The sequence below is a fragment of the Aquimarina rhabdastrellae genome (genome assembly GCA_947387485.1).
Taxonomy (GTDB): domain Bacteria; phylum Bacteroidota; class Bacteroidia; order Flavobacteriales; family Flavobacteriaceae; genus Aquimarina.
Window position 1 is genome coordinate 113,801 of record CANDNT010000003.1, and the last position, 17,392, is coordinate 131,192.

Annotated in this window: 14 protein-coding genes; 8 read left to right on the forward strand and 6 right to left on the reverse strand. The window is 29.5% G+C overall.

What is annotated here, in order from left to right; genetic code table 11:
* Positions 1–15: 15 nt before the first annotated feature.
* The 4 genes from ACYEKI_RS08000 to ACYEKI_RS08015 form a co-directional block, all read right to left on the reverse strand.
* Entirely contained in the window at positions 16–396 is a 381-nt protein-coding gene (locus ACYEKI_RS08000; protein WP_459210655.1) for a tellurite resistance TerB family protein, read from the reverse strand.
* A gap of 305 nt (positions 397–701) precedes the next feature.
* Positions 702–2,249, reverse strand: coding sequence for a T9SS type A sorting domain-containing protein (locus ACYEKI_RS08005; protein ID WP_459210656.1), 1,548 nt, complete (start codon positions 2,247–2,249; stop codon positions 702–704).
* A 208-nt stretch (positions 2,250–2,457) separates the two neighbouring features.
* Positions 2,458–3,189, reverse strand: a complete 732-nt coding sequence (locus ACYEKI_RS08010; protein ID WP_459210657.1) for a LytR/AlgR family response regulator transcription factor — start codon at positions 3,187–3,189, stop codon at positions 2,458–2,460.
* Positions 3,190–3,203: 14 nt separating this feature from the next.
* Positions 3,204–6,395, reverse strand: a complete 3,192-nt coding sequence (locus ACYEKI_RS08015) for a ligand-binding sensor domain-containing protein (RefSeq protein ID WP_459210658.1) — start codon at positions 6,393–6,395, stop codon at positions 3,204–3,206.
* A 400-nt stretch (positions 6,396–6,795) separates the two neighbouring features.
* On the opposite strand from ACYEKI_RS08015, the gene ACYEKI_RS08020 reads away from it, so the two are divergent.
* From ACYEKI_RS08020 to ACYEKI_RS08035, 4 genes are read left to right on the forward strand one after another with little or no spacing between them, the layout of a single operon-like run.
* Entirely contained in the window at positions 6,796–7,335 is a 540-nt protein-coding gene (locus ACYEKI_RS08020) for a carboxymuconolactone decarboxylase family protein (RefSeq protein WP_459210659.1), read from the forward strand.
* 2 nt (positions 7,336–7,337) lie between these two features.
* Positions 7,338–7,799 (forward strand): YHS domain-containing (seleno)protein, encoded by a 462-nt coding sequence (locus tag ACYEKI_RS08025; RefSeq protein ID WP_459210660.1) that lies wholly within the window; start codon positions 7,338–7,340, stop codon positions 7,797–7,799.
* Positions 7,800–7,825: 26 nt separating this feature from the next.
* Positions 7,826–8,236, forward strand: a complete 411-nt coding sequence (locus ACYEKI_RS08030; protein WP_459210661.1) for a DUF1348 family protein — start codon at positions 7,826–7,828, stop codon at positions 8,234–8,236.
* Positions 8,237–8,246: 10 nt separating this feature from the next.
* On the forward strand, positions 8,247–9,122 hold the full coding sequence (locus tag ACYEKI_RS08035; RefSeq protein ID WP_459210662.1) for a helix-turn-helix domain-containing protein: 876 nt from the start codon (positions 8,247–8,249) through the stop codon (positions 9,120–9,122).
* A gap of 399 nt (positions 9,123–9,521) precedes the next feature.
* Here ACYEKI_RS08035 and ACYEKI_RS08040 read toward each other — a convergent pair whose 3' ends face one another.
* Positions 9,522–12,278: a CHAT domain-containing protein gene (locus ACYEKI_RS08040; protein WP_459210663.1), complete on the reverse strand. Its 2,757-nt coding sequence runs from the start codon at positions 12,276–12,278 to the stop codon at positions 9,522–9,524.
* A 124-nt stretch (positions 12,279–12,402) separates the two neighbouring features.
* Positions 12,403–13,683, reverse strand: coding sequence for a S8 family serine peptidase (locus ACYEKI_RS08045; protein ID WP_459210664.1), 1,281 nt, complete (start codon positions 13,681–13,683; stop codon positions 12,403–12,405).
* A gap of 241 nt (positions 13,684–13,924) precedes the next feature.
* Between ACYEKI_RS08045 and ACYEKI_RS08050 the strand changes: the two genes are divergently transcribed.
* The 4 genes from ACYEKI_RS08050 to ACYEKI_RS08065 all read left to right on the forward strand — a co-directional run bounded on the left by ACYEKI_RS08050 (position 13,925) and on the right by ACYEKI_RS08065 (position 17,365).
* Positions 13,925–14,470, forward strand: coding sequence for an RNA polymerase sigma factor (locus tag ACYEKI_RS08050; protein ID WP_459210665.1), 546 nt, complete (start codon positions 13,925–13,927; stop codon positions 14,468–14,470).
* Positions 14,471–14,481: 11 nt separating this feature from the next.
* Complete coding sequence (locus ACYEKI_RS08055; RefSeq protein ID WP_459210666.1) at positions 14,482–15,303, forward strand: tetratricopeptide repeat protein; 822 nt, start codon at positions 14,482–14,484, stop codon at positions 15,301–15,303.
* A gap of 290 nt (positions 15,304–15,593) precedes the next feature.
* Complete coding sequence (locus tag ACYEKI_RS08060) at positions 15,594–16,391, forward strand: hypothetical protein (RefSeq protein ID WP_459210667.1); 798 nt, start codon at positions 15,594–15,596, stop codon at positions 16,389–16,391.
* Between the two features lie 44 nt (positions 16,392–16,435).
* Positions 16,436–17,365, forward strand: coding sequence for a hypothetical protein (locus ACYEKI_RS08065; RefSeq protein WP_459210668.1), 930 nt, complete (start codon positions 16,436–16,438; stop codon positions 17,363–17,365).
* The last annotated feature ends 27 nt before the right edge of the window (positions 17,366–17,392 follow it).

Here is a 17,392-nt window from a genome sequence, read left to right on the forward strand (position 1 = left end):
TATCCTTTCTATTTTTTATAGCGTATTGATTCTACTAATATCTTCGCTAAACTTCTTACATAAGTCGTTAACAAAGCTGTCCATCACTTCTTGTTCATCGGCATCAATTCCTGCGCTAGATTTTGCAATTTCTTCTAATACGCTAATCAAAAAATCGTATTCTTCATCTGGACCATGTGTTTCGCAATAGTAAATTACCTTTTTGTATAACTCATCCAGATCTCTTCCTTTCTTTACTTCATAATCAAAAGACCATTTCATGTCTTTTCCCCATGGATGCTGTGATAACCGCTTCTCTATAACTTCTAATTCTTCTTTTTGAATTTTCCCATCGGCCATCGCTATCACATAAATTAACTCACCAAATGCTTCGTATAATTTGTATGTATTTCGCATAGATTTCCCCTTTTTTGATTCTACTTTAATTATTTTCCCTTAACGCAATATACAAATTGTTATAGAATACCATCATCGAGCTAAGTTGTCATTCTTTTTCATATTTAATAAACTTTAATCGTCCTTCTTTATAAGAGTTACAATACTCTACCTATTATAGTTCATGAATTCTGTTTTATATCATCTTTGTTTTTGTTATTCACTAATCTATCTTAATACTACAAAAGAGATAGTAATGATTAATTACTACCTCTTTAATTTTATATTAGCCATTGACTTGGCACTTAAGGCCAGCTTATTCTATTTTACTTTTTAATTACTTTCTTTATAAATTTATATTCTTTAGTGGCATCATTAATCCCTTTTAAATGTCCTTTTAAAATATACAACCCTTTTGGTAATCCATTTGCTTCTATTGAAATTGTATGAGCTCCTTTTTGAGTAACATTTTTATTAAGTTTTTTAATTTCTCTACCTGATTCGTTATATAATATTACTTCTATATCACATGCTTCTGGGGTATTCACTTCTATATGCATCATGTTTATAAATGGATTAGGATACACGACTCCTGCAGAAAAATTATTTTTTGGTAAATTCTCATTCTTTTTTTCTTCTATCAATACTCTCTTTGTTGCTAATTTTCCTGTTATAGTAGGGTATGCCACTTCTGTATTAGAACCGCTAGGATGAGCAACTTCCCACTCCATAACAATATGGCCATTCATTCTTTGTAATATATACTCATCTACTAATTGATATTCTACATATAATGTTGTTCTATCTACATTAATTGTTTTTTTATATCTAAATGTATCTTCTTGATTTGTCGTTAAACTGGTTACTTGTCTTTTACTAATTTCAAACGATCTACTAAAAGATGTTGATACAGAACCACTTGCTGCCACTCCTGTATAGCTTGCTTCAGCATTTACTGTAAATCCTATATTTAGTTTAGTCGCTACTTCATATAATTGAGAATGTTCAATCCCCTTAGTTTGAGTAAATTCTATTTCATGATTAATTCCTGGATTAACAGTTTTAGGTGTTCCTACCATTCTCCAATATTGTTTTCTCACTATTTTATAATATGGAGTTTGTTTAACTTGTATACTTCTTGGTAAATCATTTCGAACCATAGTAAACGGGATAATAGTTTCTCCTACTATAGTTTCATTACATTTTATACAAATGTTTGGATCTGATAAACTTGTAGGTGCTGGTGGTTGTGGTATTACTGTATTTCTTTGAGGCAAGTATGATGTAAACCCATCAACAACTCCCTCACTAGGTGTTAATTTAAATTTCTGATTATCTAAGCCTGTAAAACTCCCAAAATAAATATTATGATTTCCTTCCCAAGGGTATTCATAAGGATTATTCCCTTCCCATGTATTGCTACAGCTAATATAATTTTGAGCATTCAACGGACTACCTATATAAAATTCTCCATTTCCTGCATCTGTAAATTTAAAGACTTGGTTATTTCCACCATGGGTATATTCTGGGTAAGAATATACATTCCCAAGTCCCCAGTTTGGAATATACCATATATCTGCAATTCCTCCAGTCGCTTTATCTGCAATAAAATAATCTGAGCTCCCAGGATATGTTGGCATGATTAACCATTTTTGGTTATCTCCTCCATGATATCCCCAATATCCATAAATATTAAGATAATAATCTCCTGTACCCATCCATCTATCCCAACTTCTATTAAATTGTTTATCAGAGATTCGGTAATAATTTTTGTAAAGATCATTTAATGCTACTTGATTTTGTCCTTTTATTTCTGAGCAAAAACTCAAAATAAAAAAAACACTACATACTAATGTAAATTTAAAAACCTTCATTGTGTTTGATTTGTGTGAAAATTCCCTACTCTATCATTGGCTTTTCGGGTTTCGCCTTTTATCTATTTCGAAGGTCGTTTACATTAAATATTAATACAAAATATGATACATCAAAGGTTATTTTTTAAACATAATCGGTTTTAAACTACAATTAGTTCTTATCTTCTATTTCTATGAATATAGTTCTTACATTATTTAACTTAAAATACTATTCCAATACTTTTAATAAGTCCTTTTTATTTCTTCTACTAAGACTTATCTTGTAATCTCCTATTATAATAAGATTATTATTAACATCTATATTATCTATTCTATCTATATTAACCATGCATGACTTATTTACTTTAAAAAAACATGCAGAAGGTAGTTTTTCGGCTAACTCTTTAAGTGATGTTTTAACAGACAATAATCTATCTTCTAAAACTATACTAGAATATCTATTATTCACCTCGATATAATAAATAGATGGAATATGTATTTTATGAAGTCTATGTCCTGCTTTTATAAAGAAGCTATTTCCTTGATTATCATATTCTTTTTCTTTCCATATATTAGAAGATTTGAGAATCTTTGTTCTATTTTGATCTAATGCTAATGCGATAGTTCTTTTAACAGAAATTCTATCAAAAGGTTTCGTTATATATGCAAAAGGTTTTGTTTCTTTAGCATTTTCAAAGGTTACATCGTCTGATAAAGATGTTATAAAAATAATACTGATAGGGATTTTTTGTTCTTGTATACGTGTTGCTATTTCTATACCGTTCCATCGACCTCTAAGATGAATATCTAACAATATTAAATCTGGTTTGGTTGCTCTTATTAATCGAAATGCTTCGCTAGAATCTCCTGTATGTCCTATTAATTCACAATTCATTTCTTTTAATAAAACTTCTAATACTTCAACATAAATACTATCATCTTCTATAATTAATACTTTCATAATTTAATTAGGTTTTATGTATAAAATATCACTCGAAATACACTTCCTTTTTGTAATTCACTTTCAACTTCTATAATAGCATTATTCAGTTTTGCAAATTCTTTACACAATATTAATCCTAGACCACTACCTTGTTCTTTTCTAACACCATAATGATTTGTTTTACAGCTAATATCAAAAAGTTGTTCAAGTGTTTTTGTATCCATTCCAATTCCAGAATCTTTTATTTCCAAAATGACTCTTCTGTTTAACGTGAATGCATTTAATTTTATATATCCTTTATTGGGGGTGTATTTGATAGCATTACTTAATAAATTCCGAATAATACTCATCGTAGAATTATAATCTACGTATAAAAGGATATCATCTGGTATGGTTATTATTATATCTATTTCACATACATCTATACTTACTTGATATTTTTCAACGCATTCATCTACTACTGATTTCAAGATTATTCTTTCTGGATTACTTGAGATATTTTGCTGTTGAATCATTGCCCAATTCAATAAATTATTTAAAAGATCGTGAAGCCCTTTAGCAGATTGTTCTACCTTATTTATTATTTTTTTTATCTTATCAATACGGTTATTTTCTAAAAAATGATTTATCAAATATGGTATCTCTTGAAAAGAAGTAAGTGGCCCTCTTAAATCATGTGCTACTATTGAGAAAAAAAGGTCTTTTGTATGATTAGCTGTTTTTAATTCTACAGTTCTTTCATGAACTTCTTTTTCTAATTTCCTTTTTTGTGATTGAATAAATCGAATATGTATTATATAACCTACAAGTAGAAGTAATAAAATCAATATTCCTATTACAATTCTAAATGTAGTTGTTACCCAAAAAGGAGGTATTACGTGAATAGGTAACACTATTCCCTCTTCATTCCATACACCTTGATTATTTGATGCTTTAATGCGTAGTTTATATTTTTTGTTTGAAAGATTTGTTAGCGTTATATGTCTTCGATTTCCTAAAGATATCCAATTGTTATGTAACCCTTCCAATTTATATGCATATTGGTTTTTATAGGGTTTATCATAATTCAATGCAGCTATTTCAAAAGATACTACTTTGTCATTGTGAGATAAGGTTAATACCCCTTTAGATGAAAGGCTTTTCTTTAAAGAAATCTCTTTATTAAACTTTTTAAACTTTGTAATAACTAATGGTGGACAATATTGATTGTATCCTAATTCATTTGAAAAAAAAGTAGATACACCTCCTTCTCCTCCTAGAAAAAGTTTTCCCTCTTTATTTTTATATTTAGCTCTTGGAAATAAATTTGTATTAAGAATACCATCTCTTTGATCATAATTCACAAAAAACTCATTCTCAACGTCAAATTTAGAAACACCTTGTGGAGTTCCTAACCACAATTTCCCTTCTCTATCTTCCAAAATAGACATTATTCTATTTCTTGGTAAGACGTCTTGTATACGATAATATTTAAAAGTTTCTTTTTTGCGATTAAATAAGTTTAATCCTCCTGAAGTAGCTATCCAGAAATTTCCTTTTTGGTCTTCGTGGAAATCATGTACACTATTGTTACTTATGCTATTCTTTTGCTTTGAATTATGCTTATATCTAGTAAACTTCTTGGTTAACCGATCCATAAAAGCTATTCCATTCTCTTCTGTCCCAACCCATATTCTCTTTTGTTTATCAATATAAACTGTCTCTACAATTCCACTAGGAATGCTATAAGGATCATCTGGAGAATGTTTATACCATTGAAATACTCCTTTTTGTAAATCAATTTTTTGTAAACCATTACTACATGCTAGCCAAAAAATATGTTGTCCTTCTGGAACTATATCATATATATCTACTTCGTCATTATCATTTTCTTTTTTAGGTTCGTATAAAATTATTTCATGTGTTCGTTTGTTAAATTGAAGTAATCCTAATCGTGAAATAGATATCCATAACAAATGATTTCTACCTTGTGGATCTCCTACAATCTTTAGTGGTCTACGAGATTTTTCTCTAGATATAAGTTTTTCTGAATCGTATTTCAATTTTAGATTAATAGGAGTTGTTGAATTTTGATCAAAAAATGCTAAGCCCCAATGCCCTCCCATCCATACAGTTTTATCTAAATCTTCATAAACAGTTTCTACTAATCCATCAAAATCATAATTCTGTATTTGCGCTTTTTCTATATTAATTTTATATACTCCTATTTCTGTAGCTATCCACGCAATGCCAGATTGATCTACTAATACAGTATTTACCCGTTCTATAGTTTTATTTTGAAACCTGATTAAAGGATAGTGTTTTAAAACTTTATTCTTCTCAGGATCAAATGCAATTACTCCATCTGAACTAGATTTCCATATAAGTCCATTTTTTGCTTTAAAAAGTAAATTACTAAACAAGGGTTTTTTATTTATATCTTTTTGTTTTCCTTGTAACGATAAATCATATTGGTATTTTTTTGTTTTTCCTGTAGAGATATCAAAACTTTCAATTTCCTCTTCATTATGTCTATATATTTTTAATTCCCCTTTTTTGTCTTTAACTATAATCTGTCTATCATGTTTATTGGAACGTTTAAATTGTTTTGCGTATTCATGTTCAATAAACGTTTTTTGTTCAATATCAAAGACAGCTACATCTTTCCCTCTAATGTCTAAAAACAGATACTTGTTCTTTTGATCCTCATGAACATCAAATACATATTTATATTCTTGTTTTTCTCCGTATGATTCTATTTCGTGATTCTTTGGGTTATACTTCTTAATAATAAGGTGTTCTGTTATCACCCATACAATCCCTTGATTATCAATAAAAATCTTATAAACATTACCATCTTCAGGTTGGGTTAGTTTTTCAATCTTTATTTTCTTAAAACATTCGGTAATAGGGTCAAAGGTGTATAGGCCTCCCTCGAAGGTTCCAATCCACAGTTTTCCTTTTTTGTCTTCGTTTATAGTAATTACTATGTTACCTTGAAAGCTACAAGAATCAAAAGAAGTTTCACTATATGTCTTATAACGATATCCATCATATCTATTTAAGCCATTATTAGTACCAAACCAGATGAACCCTTTACTATCTTGAAATATCGTTTTAATACGGTTACTAGCTAATCCATCGAATTTAGTCAAATGCTCTATGGAACTATCATATTCTTGTGCATATATAACTTGTAAAAAGCATAACACTACATATATGTAAATAATAAATACTAACCTCATTAAGGATTTCTCATTTTTAGTAATTTGAAAATTATTAATGGCCTATCTCAGCCTTATTCATTCATTTCATTTTCTAGTAAAAAACTCTTCAAAAACACTAAACAAATATTAATCAGTCTTTTACTTTCTTATTACTAATCCTGTTATCCCTTTTCTAAGCTATAATTTTTTCTCAGGTTTCTACTGTGTATTTTACGCAATATTATTACGTATTTTTAATATCATACTTAACTTCTAAAACAACGCCTTAAACACAAAACAAATAACACACTCACTACCAATACACTACACAGTATTGAGAAAATTGTCCATTTATAAGCGTAAATCATCCATTCTCTAGCAGGCTTCATATTAAGAAATTTGTACTGTCAATAATGATATAACTTTTAAACAAAATAATATGACACGTTTACAGCCCGTAACACCTGAAAAGGCTACAGGAAAAACCAAAGAGTTATTTGATGGAATTCATAAAAAACTAGGTATGGTTCCTAATATGATGAAAACTATGGGAAATTCTTCTGCTGTGCTAGAAGGGTATTTAAATTTAAGTGACGCTCTAAGCAAAGGATCATTAGGTGCTCCATTAGGAGAGTTAATAGCCTTGGCTGTTGCCAATACTAATTCCTGTAATTATTGCCTATCTGCTCATACTTTTATTGGTCAAAATCTAGTAAAAATAGATCCTCAAGTTTTAAAACTTGCTCAACAAGGAAAAAACGCTGATAAAAAGGTAGAAGCGGCTTTAACTTTTGCTCAAATCTTAGTTAACAAAAAAGGACAATTATCTGATAGTGATCTTGATATTGTAACTTCTGTAGGATATACCAATGGTGAAATTAGCGAGATCATTGCTCATGTATCCTTAAATATTTTGACTAATTATTTTAATAATGTCGCTAATACCGAAATAGATTTTCCTTTAACCTCAACTATATAATTATGAATACTTTCAAATTTTTATTTACAATACTTTTTATTTCATTTGTTTCAATTGCACAAGCTCAAGTAGCTCCAGTAGACGATAAAGGAGTTGCCATTGGTGGTTATGATGTTGTCGCTTATTTTTCTGATCAAGCTCAAAAAGGTCATAAAAAGAATAAAGCGACTCATAATGGTGTGACTTATTATTTTAAGACCAAAGAAAATCGAGATACTTTTAAAAAGAATCCAACTCAGTTTTTACCTCAATTTGATGGTTATTGTGCTTGGGGAGTTGCAGAAAAGCAAACTAAATTCCCTATAAACCCAGAGACCTTTGATATCGTTGATGGTAAACTATACTTATTCTTTAACGGACCTTTTAAAGGGCAAAACTTTAATACTATCCAACCGTGGAATGCTGAAACAACTCGTTTATTACAAGCAGCTCATTCAAACTGGAATACTGTAAAGAAATCTTAATTACTCATTTTTTATATTAAAATACTATGGAACAAAGACATCCCCTTCCTCCTTTTACCGAAGAAACTGCTTTACAAAAAGTACAAATGGCAGAAGACGCGTGGAATAGTAAAGATCCTGTAGCTGTTTCTAAAGCATATACTATTGATACCGAATGGCGTAATAGAACGTCTTTTATCAATGGTCGTGAAGAAGTACAACAATTCTTAACTCAAAAATGGGAACAAGAACTTGATTATAAATTAAAAAAAGAACTCTGGGGTTTTAGAGGAAACCGTATGGCTGTTCGCTTTGAATATGAATACCGTAATAAAGATGGGCAATGGTTTAGGGCTTATGGTAATGAATTATGGCAATTTGATGAGAATGGTTTAATGGAGAAGCGATATGCTAGTATCAATGATAATGCTATCTTAGAGAGCGAAAGAACATTATAGACCATAACTAATGCTTAACAACAGTACTTATACATTAATCAATAAGCAATCTGGAGAACTTGCTTTCAAGTTATCAAAATTTGAAAGCCTTCACCATTTTGATCACGTACAAAGGTTAAACTACTATTCTTTGATCTGGATAAAAAAAGGAAAGGGAGAAGCTACTATAGATTTTAATAGCTATTCGTATGATGCTAATTATTTATTTGCTTTTTCTCCCTATCAGCCTTTTTTATTTGAAACTACTGCTCCTACTGAAGGTGTAGTCATTCATTTTCATCCTGATTTTTTTTGTATTCATAAACATCAAAAAGAAGTAGCCTGTAATGGTATCTTATTCAATAATATATATCAACCGCCCTTTGTCGTTATAAATGAACAAGGTGCACAAACATTAGATATGGTCATTGGAGAGATGGAAAAAGATATAGCCGCAAATGATCTAGCTTTAAATGAAGCTGTTTTGTCTTATCTTAAAATCTTTTTAATAAATGGTTCTCGCCTTAAAGGAGAACAATTACCTGAACAACCTAAAGTAGAAGAAGAGGATATTTTTATCGTTCAAAAGCTTAAGGATTCTATTGAATCTCATTATAAAGTAAAACATTCTCCCAAAGATTATGCAGAGGATTTAAATATCTCTCTCAAAGCTTTGGCTAAAATTTCTAAAAAGCATTTTAATAAAACGCTTACTGCTCTTATATCAGAACGTATTATTATTGAAGCCAAACGAGAGTTATATTTAACGAGTAAATCTGTTAAAGAAATTGGCTACGATTTAGGGTATGAAGATGAGTTCTATTTTAGTAGATTCTTTAAAAAGAATACAAATATTTCTCCTACTACTTATAGGAAGACTGTAGGTTTTAATAGAGCCAATACTTAACACTGTAAAGACTTTTCATTTTATAATGAACCCTTTTTTATAAATATAGCATAGTTAGTTTTTTATCGGTACTACCATAGATATTCTATACAATAGTTTATCTGTGGTAGTATTTTTATTGTTCTTCTTCTACATAAACTGTATGCTACTACTCTTTATTTTTACTGCAAAACCTATATCCACTCTCCTGTTTAGACCTTTCTTTTGCAGTTCTTTAAACGTATTAATATTGTGGAGGTAACGCAGCCTAAATATCACGTAATAAAGTAGCTTTGTCTATCAAAATTATCAGTGTTTTATCGTTAATTAATATATCAAAAAATCATATTCTTTAACTTTAAAGATAGCTCTCTAATTATTAAATTTAGCTTTACATGATTCGATCATCATTAAAAAAGCTTATTTGTATTTATACAGGTAAGCTTTTTTTATTATTAGTATAACGAGTATTATACCTATCAATACAAACCAGATATAATAAGTTGGTTTTTCTTGTAAAGTTATGGCTGTGGTATTGCCGGTTAAAATTAATGCTCCCCAAAAATAGGGTGACCTTTCTGATCCTTGATGTGTTGTGATATAATCTAATTTTGCTTTTCGTAATGCTGTTGCTTTTTGATCTCCTTCTTTAAGATATTTATAGAATTTAAGTAATACTTCGTTACTTGATTTCTCATTAGTATTCCATAAAGATGATATCACACTTCGTGCTCCCGAATAAAAAAATCCTCGTGTTAAACTCATTAAGCCTTCTCCTGGTTGTAGTTTTCCTGTTCCAGTTTTACAAGCATCAAGTATTACCAAATCTGCTTGATTTTTCACAAAATACAATTCGCTTAAAAAAAGTTTATCTTCATAAAAAGCAATCCAGGGTTCTTGATTACTCAATGAACTTGCATGTGTTGCTAGGTGGATTATTTTATACTTATTTGATTCTTCGATAAATTTACGTTTTGATGCTTGTTCCTTAAAAAACATATTTCCTCGATATACTTTTTCTAGTTCCTGCATCATAGGTTCGCTTCTTTTTAGATCTGAAATCGCTAAGGTTTTAAAATCTATTGGTGCCATCCCTACAAGATCATATTCTGGCATTCTTTTCTTTTCTTCAACGCTTTTTAAAAGCGACATTGAATACAAATAGCTTACTTCGGCAATTTCAATTAAGTACTTTTCTTCTTTTCCTCTTTCTGCTATATTTAATGCTTCAAAAGGAAGGTATTGTAAAAAATGATCTGGTATAATTACGACTTTCTTATTTGCTATTAAATTGGTTCTACCTCTAGGAAATAGTTTTTGATAAATAGCTATAGATAATTCTTTATAGCGTTCTTGTTCTTTTCTTGAGAATAATGGTTTTGCTAGCAGTTTTCTTAATTCTAAAATTTGGTTATGCAGTAATTTGATTTTAGGTATCTTAAAAAAGTGTTTTTCTTCGGCAGTTATCATTATGCCATAAGCCTCTTGATCTGTTACTATATATTCTATCAAAGAAACATTATCTGATAAAACTTTTTGAATACTTTCTTCATACGTTGTAATATTTATTTTCTTCTTATATTCATAATAACTCGGATATTCTTTTTCTAAAGAGTTTAAAAAGGCTTCATATCTCTTTTTCTCTTGAAAAATCAATGTCTTTTTTTGTGCAGTTGTTAGTGCCTCTTCTTGCTTTACAGTTTCTTTGGTCTTATATATTTCATATCGCAAAGCGTATTCTCTTTCTCTGATTTCTTCTGGAAGTCCTGCTTTATTTTTAGCTTCTTCATGAGTAAGGTTCTCTAATAAAGATAAAGACTTACTCTTTTCCATAAAATAAAATGCTTTTGCTGGTTTATTAAGTTCATAACAAATTGATGTAGCTAGCATATATAAATCTAATTCTTTTGCTCTCCAAAAGAATTTTGATTGTTGTTCTAGACTCTCTGATCGAATAATATCTACTATTCTATCTGCTATGGTTATCGTGTTAAGTCCTTGTTCTAGATATGATTTATTTTTTGTTGCTTTATAAAACTCGTACCAGGCTTTGGCTTTATCTTTTAAATCATTTACTAAAGCTATTTTATCATATGATTGTATTAAGGTTGCCATATCAGGTAAGCTATTATAATGCATTTCTTTATATCCTTCTATACTATAGCATATGGCTTTTTGATAATGTATTAACGCTTTTTCATATTCATTTTTATGTCTATAGTAATCTCCTAAATTATCCTGAATAGATGTTTCAAAAGGAGCATATACTAATCCTTTTTGATAAAATAAATACGCTTTATCATAGTCATTCTTTCTAGCATGCAACAATCCTATATTATTATAAATCCGAGCTATGTGTTCATAATTAATCTTAGTTAAGCTTAAGCTCAATGCTAAGGCTTTATTGTAATATAAAATCGCCTTATCAAATTGTTTTAATTCATCATAGATATCTCCGTATCTATTATAGATTATAATTTGTTTTTTAATTTGATTTTGGATAGATAAATGCGTGATCGAAGTTTCTGCTTGCTCTAAATAGGTAAGTGCTTTTTCAAAATTAGCCTTTCCACCTATTTTCATATAGACTCTAGAAAAGCTTAAATAAATACGATAGTTCTCTTTTTCTAATTCTTTGTCGTTACTTTGTTTTATTGTATTTCTGGCTTCGTTCAAATAATCAAGTACGCGATAATAGTCTCCTCTTTCTACATATAAACTAGTTAAACCTATAGCATATGCCATAATGGTGTACCTATCCTTATGCTTTTGTTTTATTAACTTTTTAAAAGTTGTGATCGCATTGATTTGGTCTCCTGCATAGAGGTAAAAATATGCGAGATTATTATAACTTCTATTAAGTTCGGTAGGGTGTTTTGCTGCAAATTTCTCTTGAATTTTTATAGCTCTTGTTCCATTAACAATAGCATTTTTATAATCTTTATGCTTATTATTAAGTTTGCTTAACTTATTGTATATAAAACTCAATTGAACCGAATCAACTTCTTCTCTTTGAGCATCAATTAGTCTATGGATACGTTCTATTTTCTGAGGATACGCTACATTTAAAGCTATTATAGTATCATATTTATTATGGATAGTTTGTGCACATCCTATATTGGTATATATTATTATGCACAGAATTACATAGATTTTAGAACAAAAGTTTTTTTTCATACAAGTAAGCATAGCCACTATCTAAAAATAGTCATCTTTTTTGGTATAAAAAAAATAGGGCTATGCTTCTAACACACTTCTCTAACACAAACAAAAATGGGTTGTCTTATCTATTATATTTTATTTAATCTATAACTCTATCTCCATAAAGCACTTCTAGAGGATTTTGATCTCCTAATAATGTGCCATTATAATATATCTGTTTCATTATCGCTATTGGAGCTCTATCTCCTTTCAAAAAGTAGTTTATTGCTTTTGAGGTGACAAATGGAACTGCAAAAGAAGTTCCTGAAACCTCGTATCGTTGTTGATTGTGATCTTCAAAAGCTACTTGTTCTCCTAGGGATAGAAAATCTATCGAAGTTTTACCATAGTTTGAAAAAGATGAAATGGCAATCCCTCCTATTTCTTTTTCATAAAAACTACCGATACCTAATACATGACTATATGCTATAGAGGATGGATAATGTGCTATATTATCATTATTGTATCCATGATTACCTGCTGAAGTGAGATGAAGAACATCTGGGTTTTCTGAAATAAATTTGTCTAACAATACACTAGGAGTTCCATACCATCCAAAACTCATATTCATTATTTGCATATTGGGTTTTCTTACTGCATACAAATACCCGCAAAGGATACTAAATGTTGATCCTTTACCTCGTTGATCAAAAATCTTAACTGGTAAGATTTTATATGCTGTTATATTGTCTTGCTCTAATCTAGATTTGAGAATACCTGTTACAATGGTTCCATGTCCGTTATCATCAAATACATCATTGTCATTATTTATAAAATCCCATCCAGAAATTTCTTCTTCTCCATCTACTCCACAAAGAGTTTCATCTTCTCCTTGATATAAAAAAGGTGTTGATTCGTCTAGTACACTTAGATTAATTCCTGTATCCAACACTGCTATCACTATAGCTTCTTCATTTGTGTTTATAAAAGATTGGATCAACTCATCATGATGTTCTTCTATAGTACTATCTAATGTCGTAGCTGCTGTATTTTCGTTTTCATAATAAAACTGATAGTCTATTCCTTCTACTCCTCCTTCTTGAGCAATCTCTCCTTTTCTTCCTTCTATATCAACCCCTATACTAAACTCCCATTTTTCTATTCTATCATTAGTACAATCACATTTATCATAAGCGATTACTCCATATTTATCTCTAAGCTGTTTCTTGACCGCTTCTTTTAATCCTCTGCTAAATTCTACAATCAATTCGTTAGTCGATTTTTGAGGATATGTTACCGCACTAACTACTGTTTTTTCATTATTATTTTCTTCTATACCTATGTATGCATTTTCTTCCAAAATATCTATTTGTTCATGTGCACAGCTATACAACATCAAACACATCAATACTAGGCTATATAAGAGTTTTGAATTTTTCATTTATTATTATTTTTAATCATGCTTATATATAAACAGTACGGCTTTAATAAATTCATTACCCAATTTTGTATTTTTCTATACCTTTAGTGTTTTATTTGCTAAACCATATCCTATACTATAATAAATCTATAACTTAACTGTTAAGTTTATTCATTAGTTATTTTCTATACAGAACCTAATCATGTTATAAAAACCTGAACTTGGATAGATCACATGGCTACTTTTTAATTTTCTATACTAAATGCAATCAGAAGATCCTTTTATAAAAGCATTACTACAAGGCGACGAAATTGTCATCGAAGAAATTTACAATCGTTTTTTTACTAAAACATTACGATTTGTTTTACAAAATAAAGGGACTCATGACGAAGCCAAAGATATTTTTCAAGAAGCTTTATTGGCCATTATTGTAGCTGTTCAAAAAAGAAATCTCAATATCAACTCTTTTGAAGCCTATTTAATGACCGTTTCAAAAAATATGTGGAGAAGAGAACTTGAAAAGAAAAAGAAACGGGTAATAAAAGATGGTAGTGCTACACTTATAGATAACGATAATGATTTTGCGCTATTCATTTTGGAACAAGAGCAAATGCAATTATACCGAGAAATGTTTCATAAACTATCTGATAATTGTAAAGAAGTTTTATCCTTATTTTTTAATAATGTTTCTTATGAAAGTATTGTTAGAGAACTCGGTTATGCCAACATCAATACGGCTAGGCAACGTATTTTTAAATGTAAAAGTAAATTGATTAAACTCATAAAATCTGATATCAGATTTAAATAATGTAATAGACTATGGAATTTGATAATGATACATACATACTGATTGAGGATTATATTACAGCTAAACTTAGTGAAACTGATAGAAAAGCTTTTGAACTAAGATTACAATCAGACGAACAACTTAAAAAGGAAGTAGATATCCATTTAACTTTAAAACATGCTGTTACTGAACAAGGGTGGCATTCTTCTATTGATTATCAAAAGAATCATCAAGAAATTAAAGAACTCTCTGCTTACAGAAGAAGTGATGAATTTACAGCTATCCAAAATAAACTACAAAAAGTAAGCTCTCAATATTTTGACAATACAACTCCTTCTCGTCATAAAAAACGAAATTATTATCTCATTTCTGCTGTAGCAATTTTATTGATACTTGTAAGCATACAATTCCTTCCTACATCTAGTAACTCTTTATATAATGATTATAATGATTGGAAAAACTTACCTTCTCTCACTACGCAAAGTGATACAGAGAAACTTCTTTCTCAAGGTGAGCAATATTTTCTTAATCAAGAATATGAACTAGCTATTCCTATTTTTTCTGAATATATTCAAAAACAACAACAATCGAATCAATCGTTACATCCTTATGTCTTATCTTATCTAGGTGCTGCTTATACCGAATCTGGTAATTATACTAAAGCTCTTGCTACGTTTAAACTACTTCAAAACGAGAATGCCATTGATGCTTCAAGAAAATATTGGTATACTGCGATGGTTTATTTAAAACAAGGTGATAAAGAAAAAGCTAAACAAGAACTACAATTTTTGATAAAAGATCAAGAACATTTTAATTATCAAAAAGCTAAAGAATTATTAGAGTTATTAGATTAATTATTTTCTACAAAATAGTTATTCTATTCATATTATCCAGTACCTACTATGAAGAAATAAATTTATATTTCTTCATTTATTGTTTTTGTAAAAACCATTCATTTTTTCTTCTCAATTACGATCTATACATGTTTATCTAAAGCATTACAAAAAACTTTATAAAATCTTCACATTTTTTGGGTAATGAAATTCTAATTCTAACCCATGCTTATAGATCGATCTAATCTAATTAAATAGGTGTATCCCGAAAAACCTTTTATCAGAGTAGGGCTAATTAAAAATTATAAATCATGAAAAACTATTTTGTTAAATCATTATTTATCTTTCTGTTCTCAATTTTTATTGTAGGATGTCAAAAAGATGATGGTATAACACATCAAAATTCAGAATCCATTGAGGTTTTGAAAAAAAATGAAGCAGAACTTCTTGAAAATATTGTTGATATTACGCACTTGTATTCCTATCAAGGAAAAGATTTTAGAGTTACCTATACTTTAAATCAAAAAGAAAGAAATGTCATCAAAACTTCAGGTGATACAGATATTGCTCAGGAAATATTTGGTAAAGAAGATGCGCCTAAAACATTGCTTTTTGAGAATCCTATAATGGAACACACTGAAATTTCTATAAAAGTATTTGATTCTGATGAAGAAATGAATCGTTATTTAAAAACAATAGATGGTCTTCCTAAAGAATCTTTTAATAGTAATAATAACAAAGCTTCATGTAATAGTTATAATTATTGGGGGCCAGGTGCTTTCTATTTCTACAAACATGCCTATTACAATACCGAAATGTATAGCATGAGACGAACATACGCAGGTGCTACTGGTAATCATTGGGTTGGATCTACCAATAACGACAATCTATCTTCTATAAGATTAGGTATTCCTATAAATACCAAAGGCTTTCTTAATCTAAAAGAACACATATGTTATGGAGGAAAATCTCTCAACTTCTATATACATGATTACACTACTTCTTTATTTGGAGTTCCAAATTTACAATGGTATACCTTATCTGGATGGTGGTGGTGGAAAACATCATGGAATGATCAAGTCTCTTCATACAGAGCATGGTGTTGGTAAACCTACGTTTAAATTTATTAAAAAACATTTTAAAATTTAAAATCATGAAAACAAAACTTAAAATTTCATTCTCAATACTCTTTACTCTTATTGTTATAATCGCATGTGTAAAAGAAGATGAAACCTTATCTTCTAATGCTATCTCAACTCCTTCATTAAAACATTCTGGTATATATCAACATCATAATTCTTCTTGGGCATTCTTTATGGAATGGATGTATAGTTTTGGGTCTTGTAGTTCTGGTCCTGGAGTATGCTTTAGAAATGACAATGGAGAGAGTGTTATTCACTGGGGGGGCGTTGATAACTCAACAGCAAACACTGATTATGTCTCTAATATTCAAAAAGCTTTTAATGTATTGATGAATGGTAATGAAAACCCTGATAATGGTGTTATTGCTTTTAAGTTAGAAAAGGATCTATTACGTATGGTATTTTCAAGAGATTTAGAAGAGCCTTATTTAAATATAAAAGAGGATGTTACTCTTAGCGAAAATGTTTCTAGAACTTTAGGTAAACATGAAATTATCATCCCTGCTGGTCAATATGATGTTGATAGAAGTAATTTTGAATTTGGAGAAGTTAAAGTACCTATCATAGCAAAAGATATTGTTTTGGATTATCATGAAGACTATGGTACTATATTAAAAAAAGATTATCCTGTAAGAAGAGAGTTTACTCAAGAAGCTTATTTTAAAGATCTTAATATTTCTAAAAGAGACTTAGAAAAGTATCAAATCATTGAAGCTGAGTTTTCTGGAATTGCTTATGCTGAGCATTTAATTGATGGAAAAATCATTCATGTATGGCATAAATATGAAAAAGAACCTGTATCAATTTTTGAAGGTGTACTTCATGACGGTACCCCAGTATCTTCTCATAGAATTTTTGGGTGTGGAAATCAATTTGGAGGATATAACTCATTCGATTTCTTCTGGGCTTTTATAGAATATGGTTGCTGGTGGTGTGATTAACATTTTTTATTAAGAACAAAGAAGGGA

Bases quoted from the DNA above. Each gene is read 5' to 3' on its own strand.
- ACYEKI_RS08000 (WP_459210655.1), bottom strand. From the start codon at position 396: ATGCGAAATACATACAAATTATACGAAGCATTTGGTGAGTTAATTTAT.
- ACYEKI_RS08005 (WP_459210656.1), bottom strand. From the start codon at position 2,249: ATGAAGGTTTTTAAATTTACATTAGTATGTAGTGTTTTTTTTATTTTG.
- ACYEKI_RS08010 (WP_459210657.1), bottom strand. From the start codon at position 3,189: ATGAAAGTATTAATTATAGAAGATGATAGTATTTATGTTGAAGTATTA.
- ACYEKI_RS08015 (WP_459210658.1), bottom strand. From the start codon at position 6,395: ATGAGGTTAGTATTTATTATTTACATATATGTAGTGTTATGCTTTTTA.
- ACYEKI_RS08020 (WP_459210659.1), top strand. From the start codon at position 6,796: ATGACACGTTTACAGCCCGTAACACCTGAAAAGGCTACAGGAAAAACC.
- ACYEKI_RS08025 (WP_459210660.1), top strand. From the start codon at position 7,338: ATGAATACTTTCAAATTTTTATTTACAATACTTTTTATTTCATTTGTT.
- ACYEKI_RS08030 (WP_459210661.1), top strand. From the start codon at position 7,826: ATGGAACAAAGACATCCCCTTCCTCCTTTTACCGAAGAAACTGCTTTA.
- ACYEKI_RS08035 (WP_459210662.1), top strand. From the start codon at position 8,247: ATGCTTAACAACAGTACTTATACATTAATCAATAAGCAATCTGGAGAA.
- ACYEKI_RS08040 (WP_459210663.1), bottom strand. From the start codon at position 12,278: ATGAAAAAAAACTTTTGTTCTAAAATCTATGTAATTCTGTGCATAATA.
- ACYEKI_RS08045 (WP_459210664.1), bottom strand. From the start codon at position 13,683: ATGAAAAATTCAAAACTCTTATATAGCCTAGTATTGATGTGTTTGATG.
- ACYEKI_RS08050 (WP_459210665.1), top strand. From the start codon at position 13,925: ATGCAATCAGAAGATCCTTTTATAAAAGCATTACTACAAGGCGACGAA.
- ACYEKI_RS08055 (WP_459210666.1), top strand. From the start codon at position 14,482: ATGGAATTTGATAATGATACATACATACTGATTGAGGATTATATTACA.
- ACYEKI_RS08060 (WP_459210667.1), top strand. From the start codon at position 15,594: ATGAAAAACTATTTTGTTAAATCATTATTTATCTTTCTGTTCTCAATT.
- ACYEKI_RS08065 (WP_459210668.1), top strand. From the start codon at position 16,436: ATGAAAACAAAACTTAAAATTTCATTCTCAATACTCTTTACTCTTATT.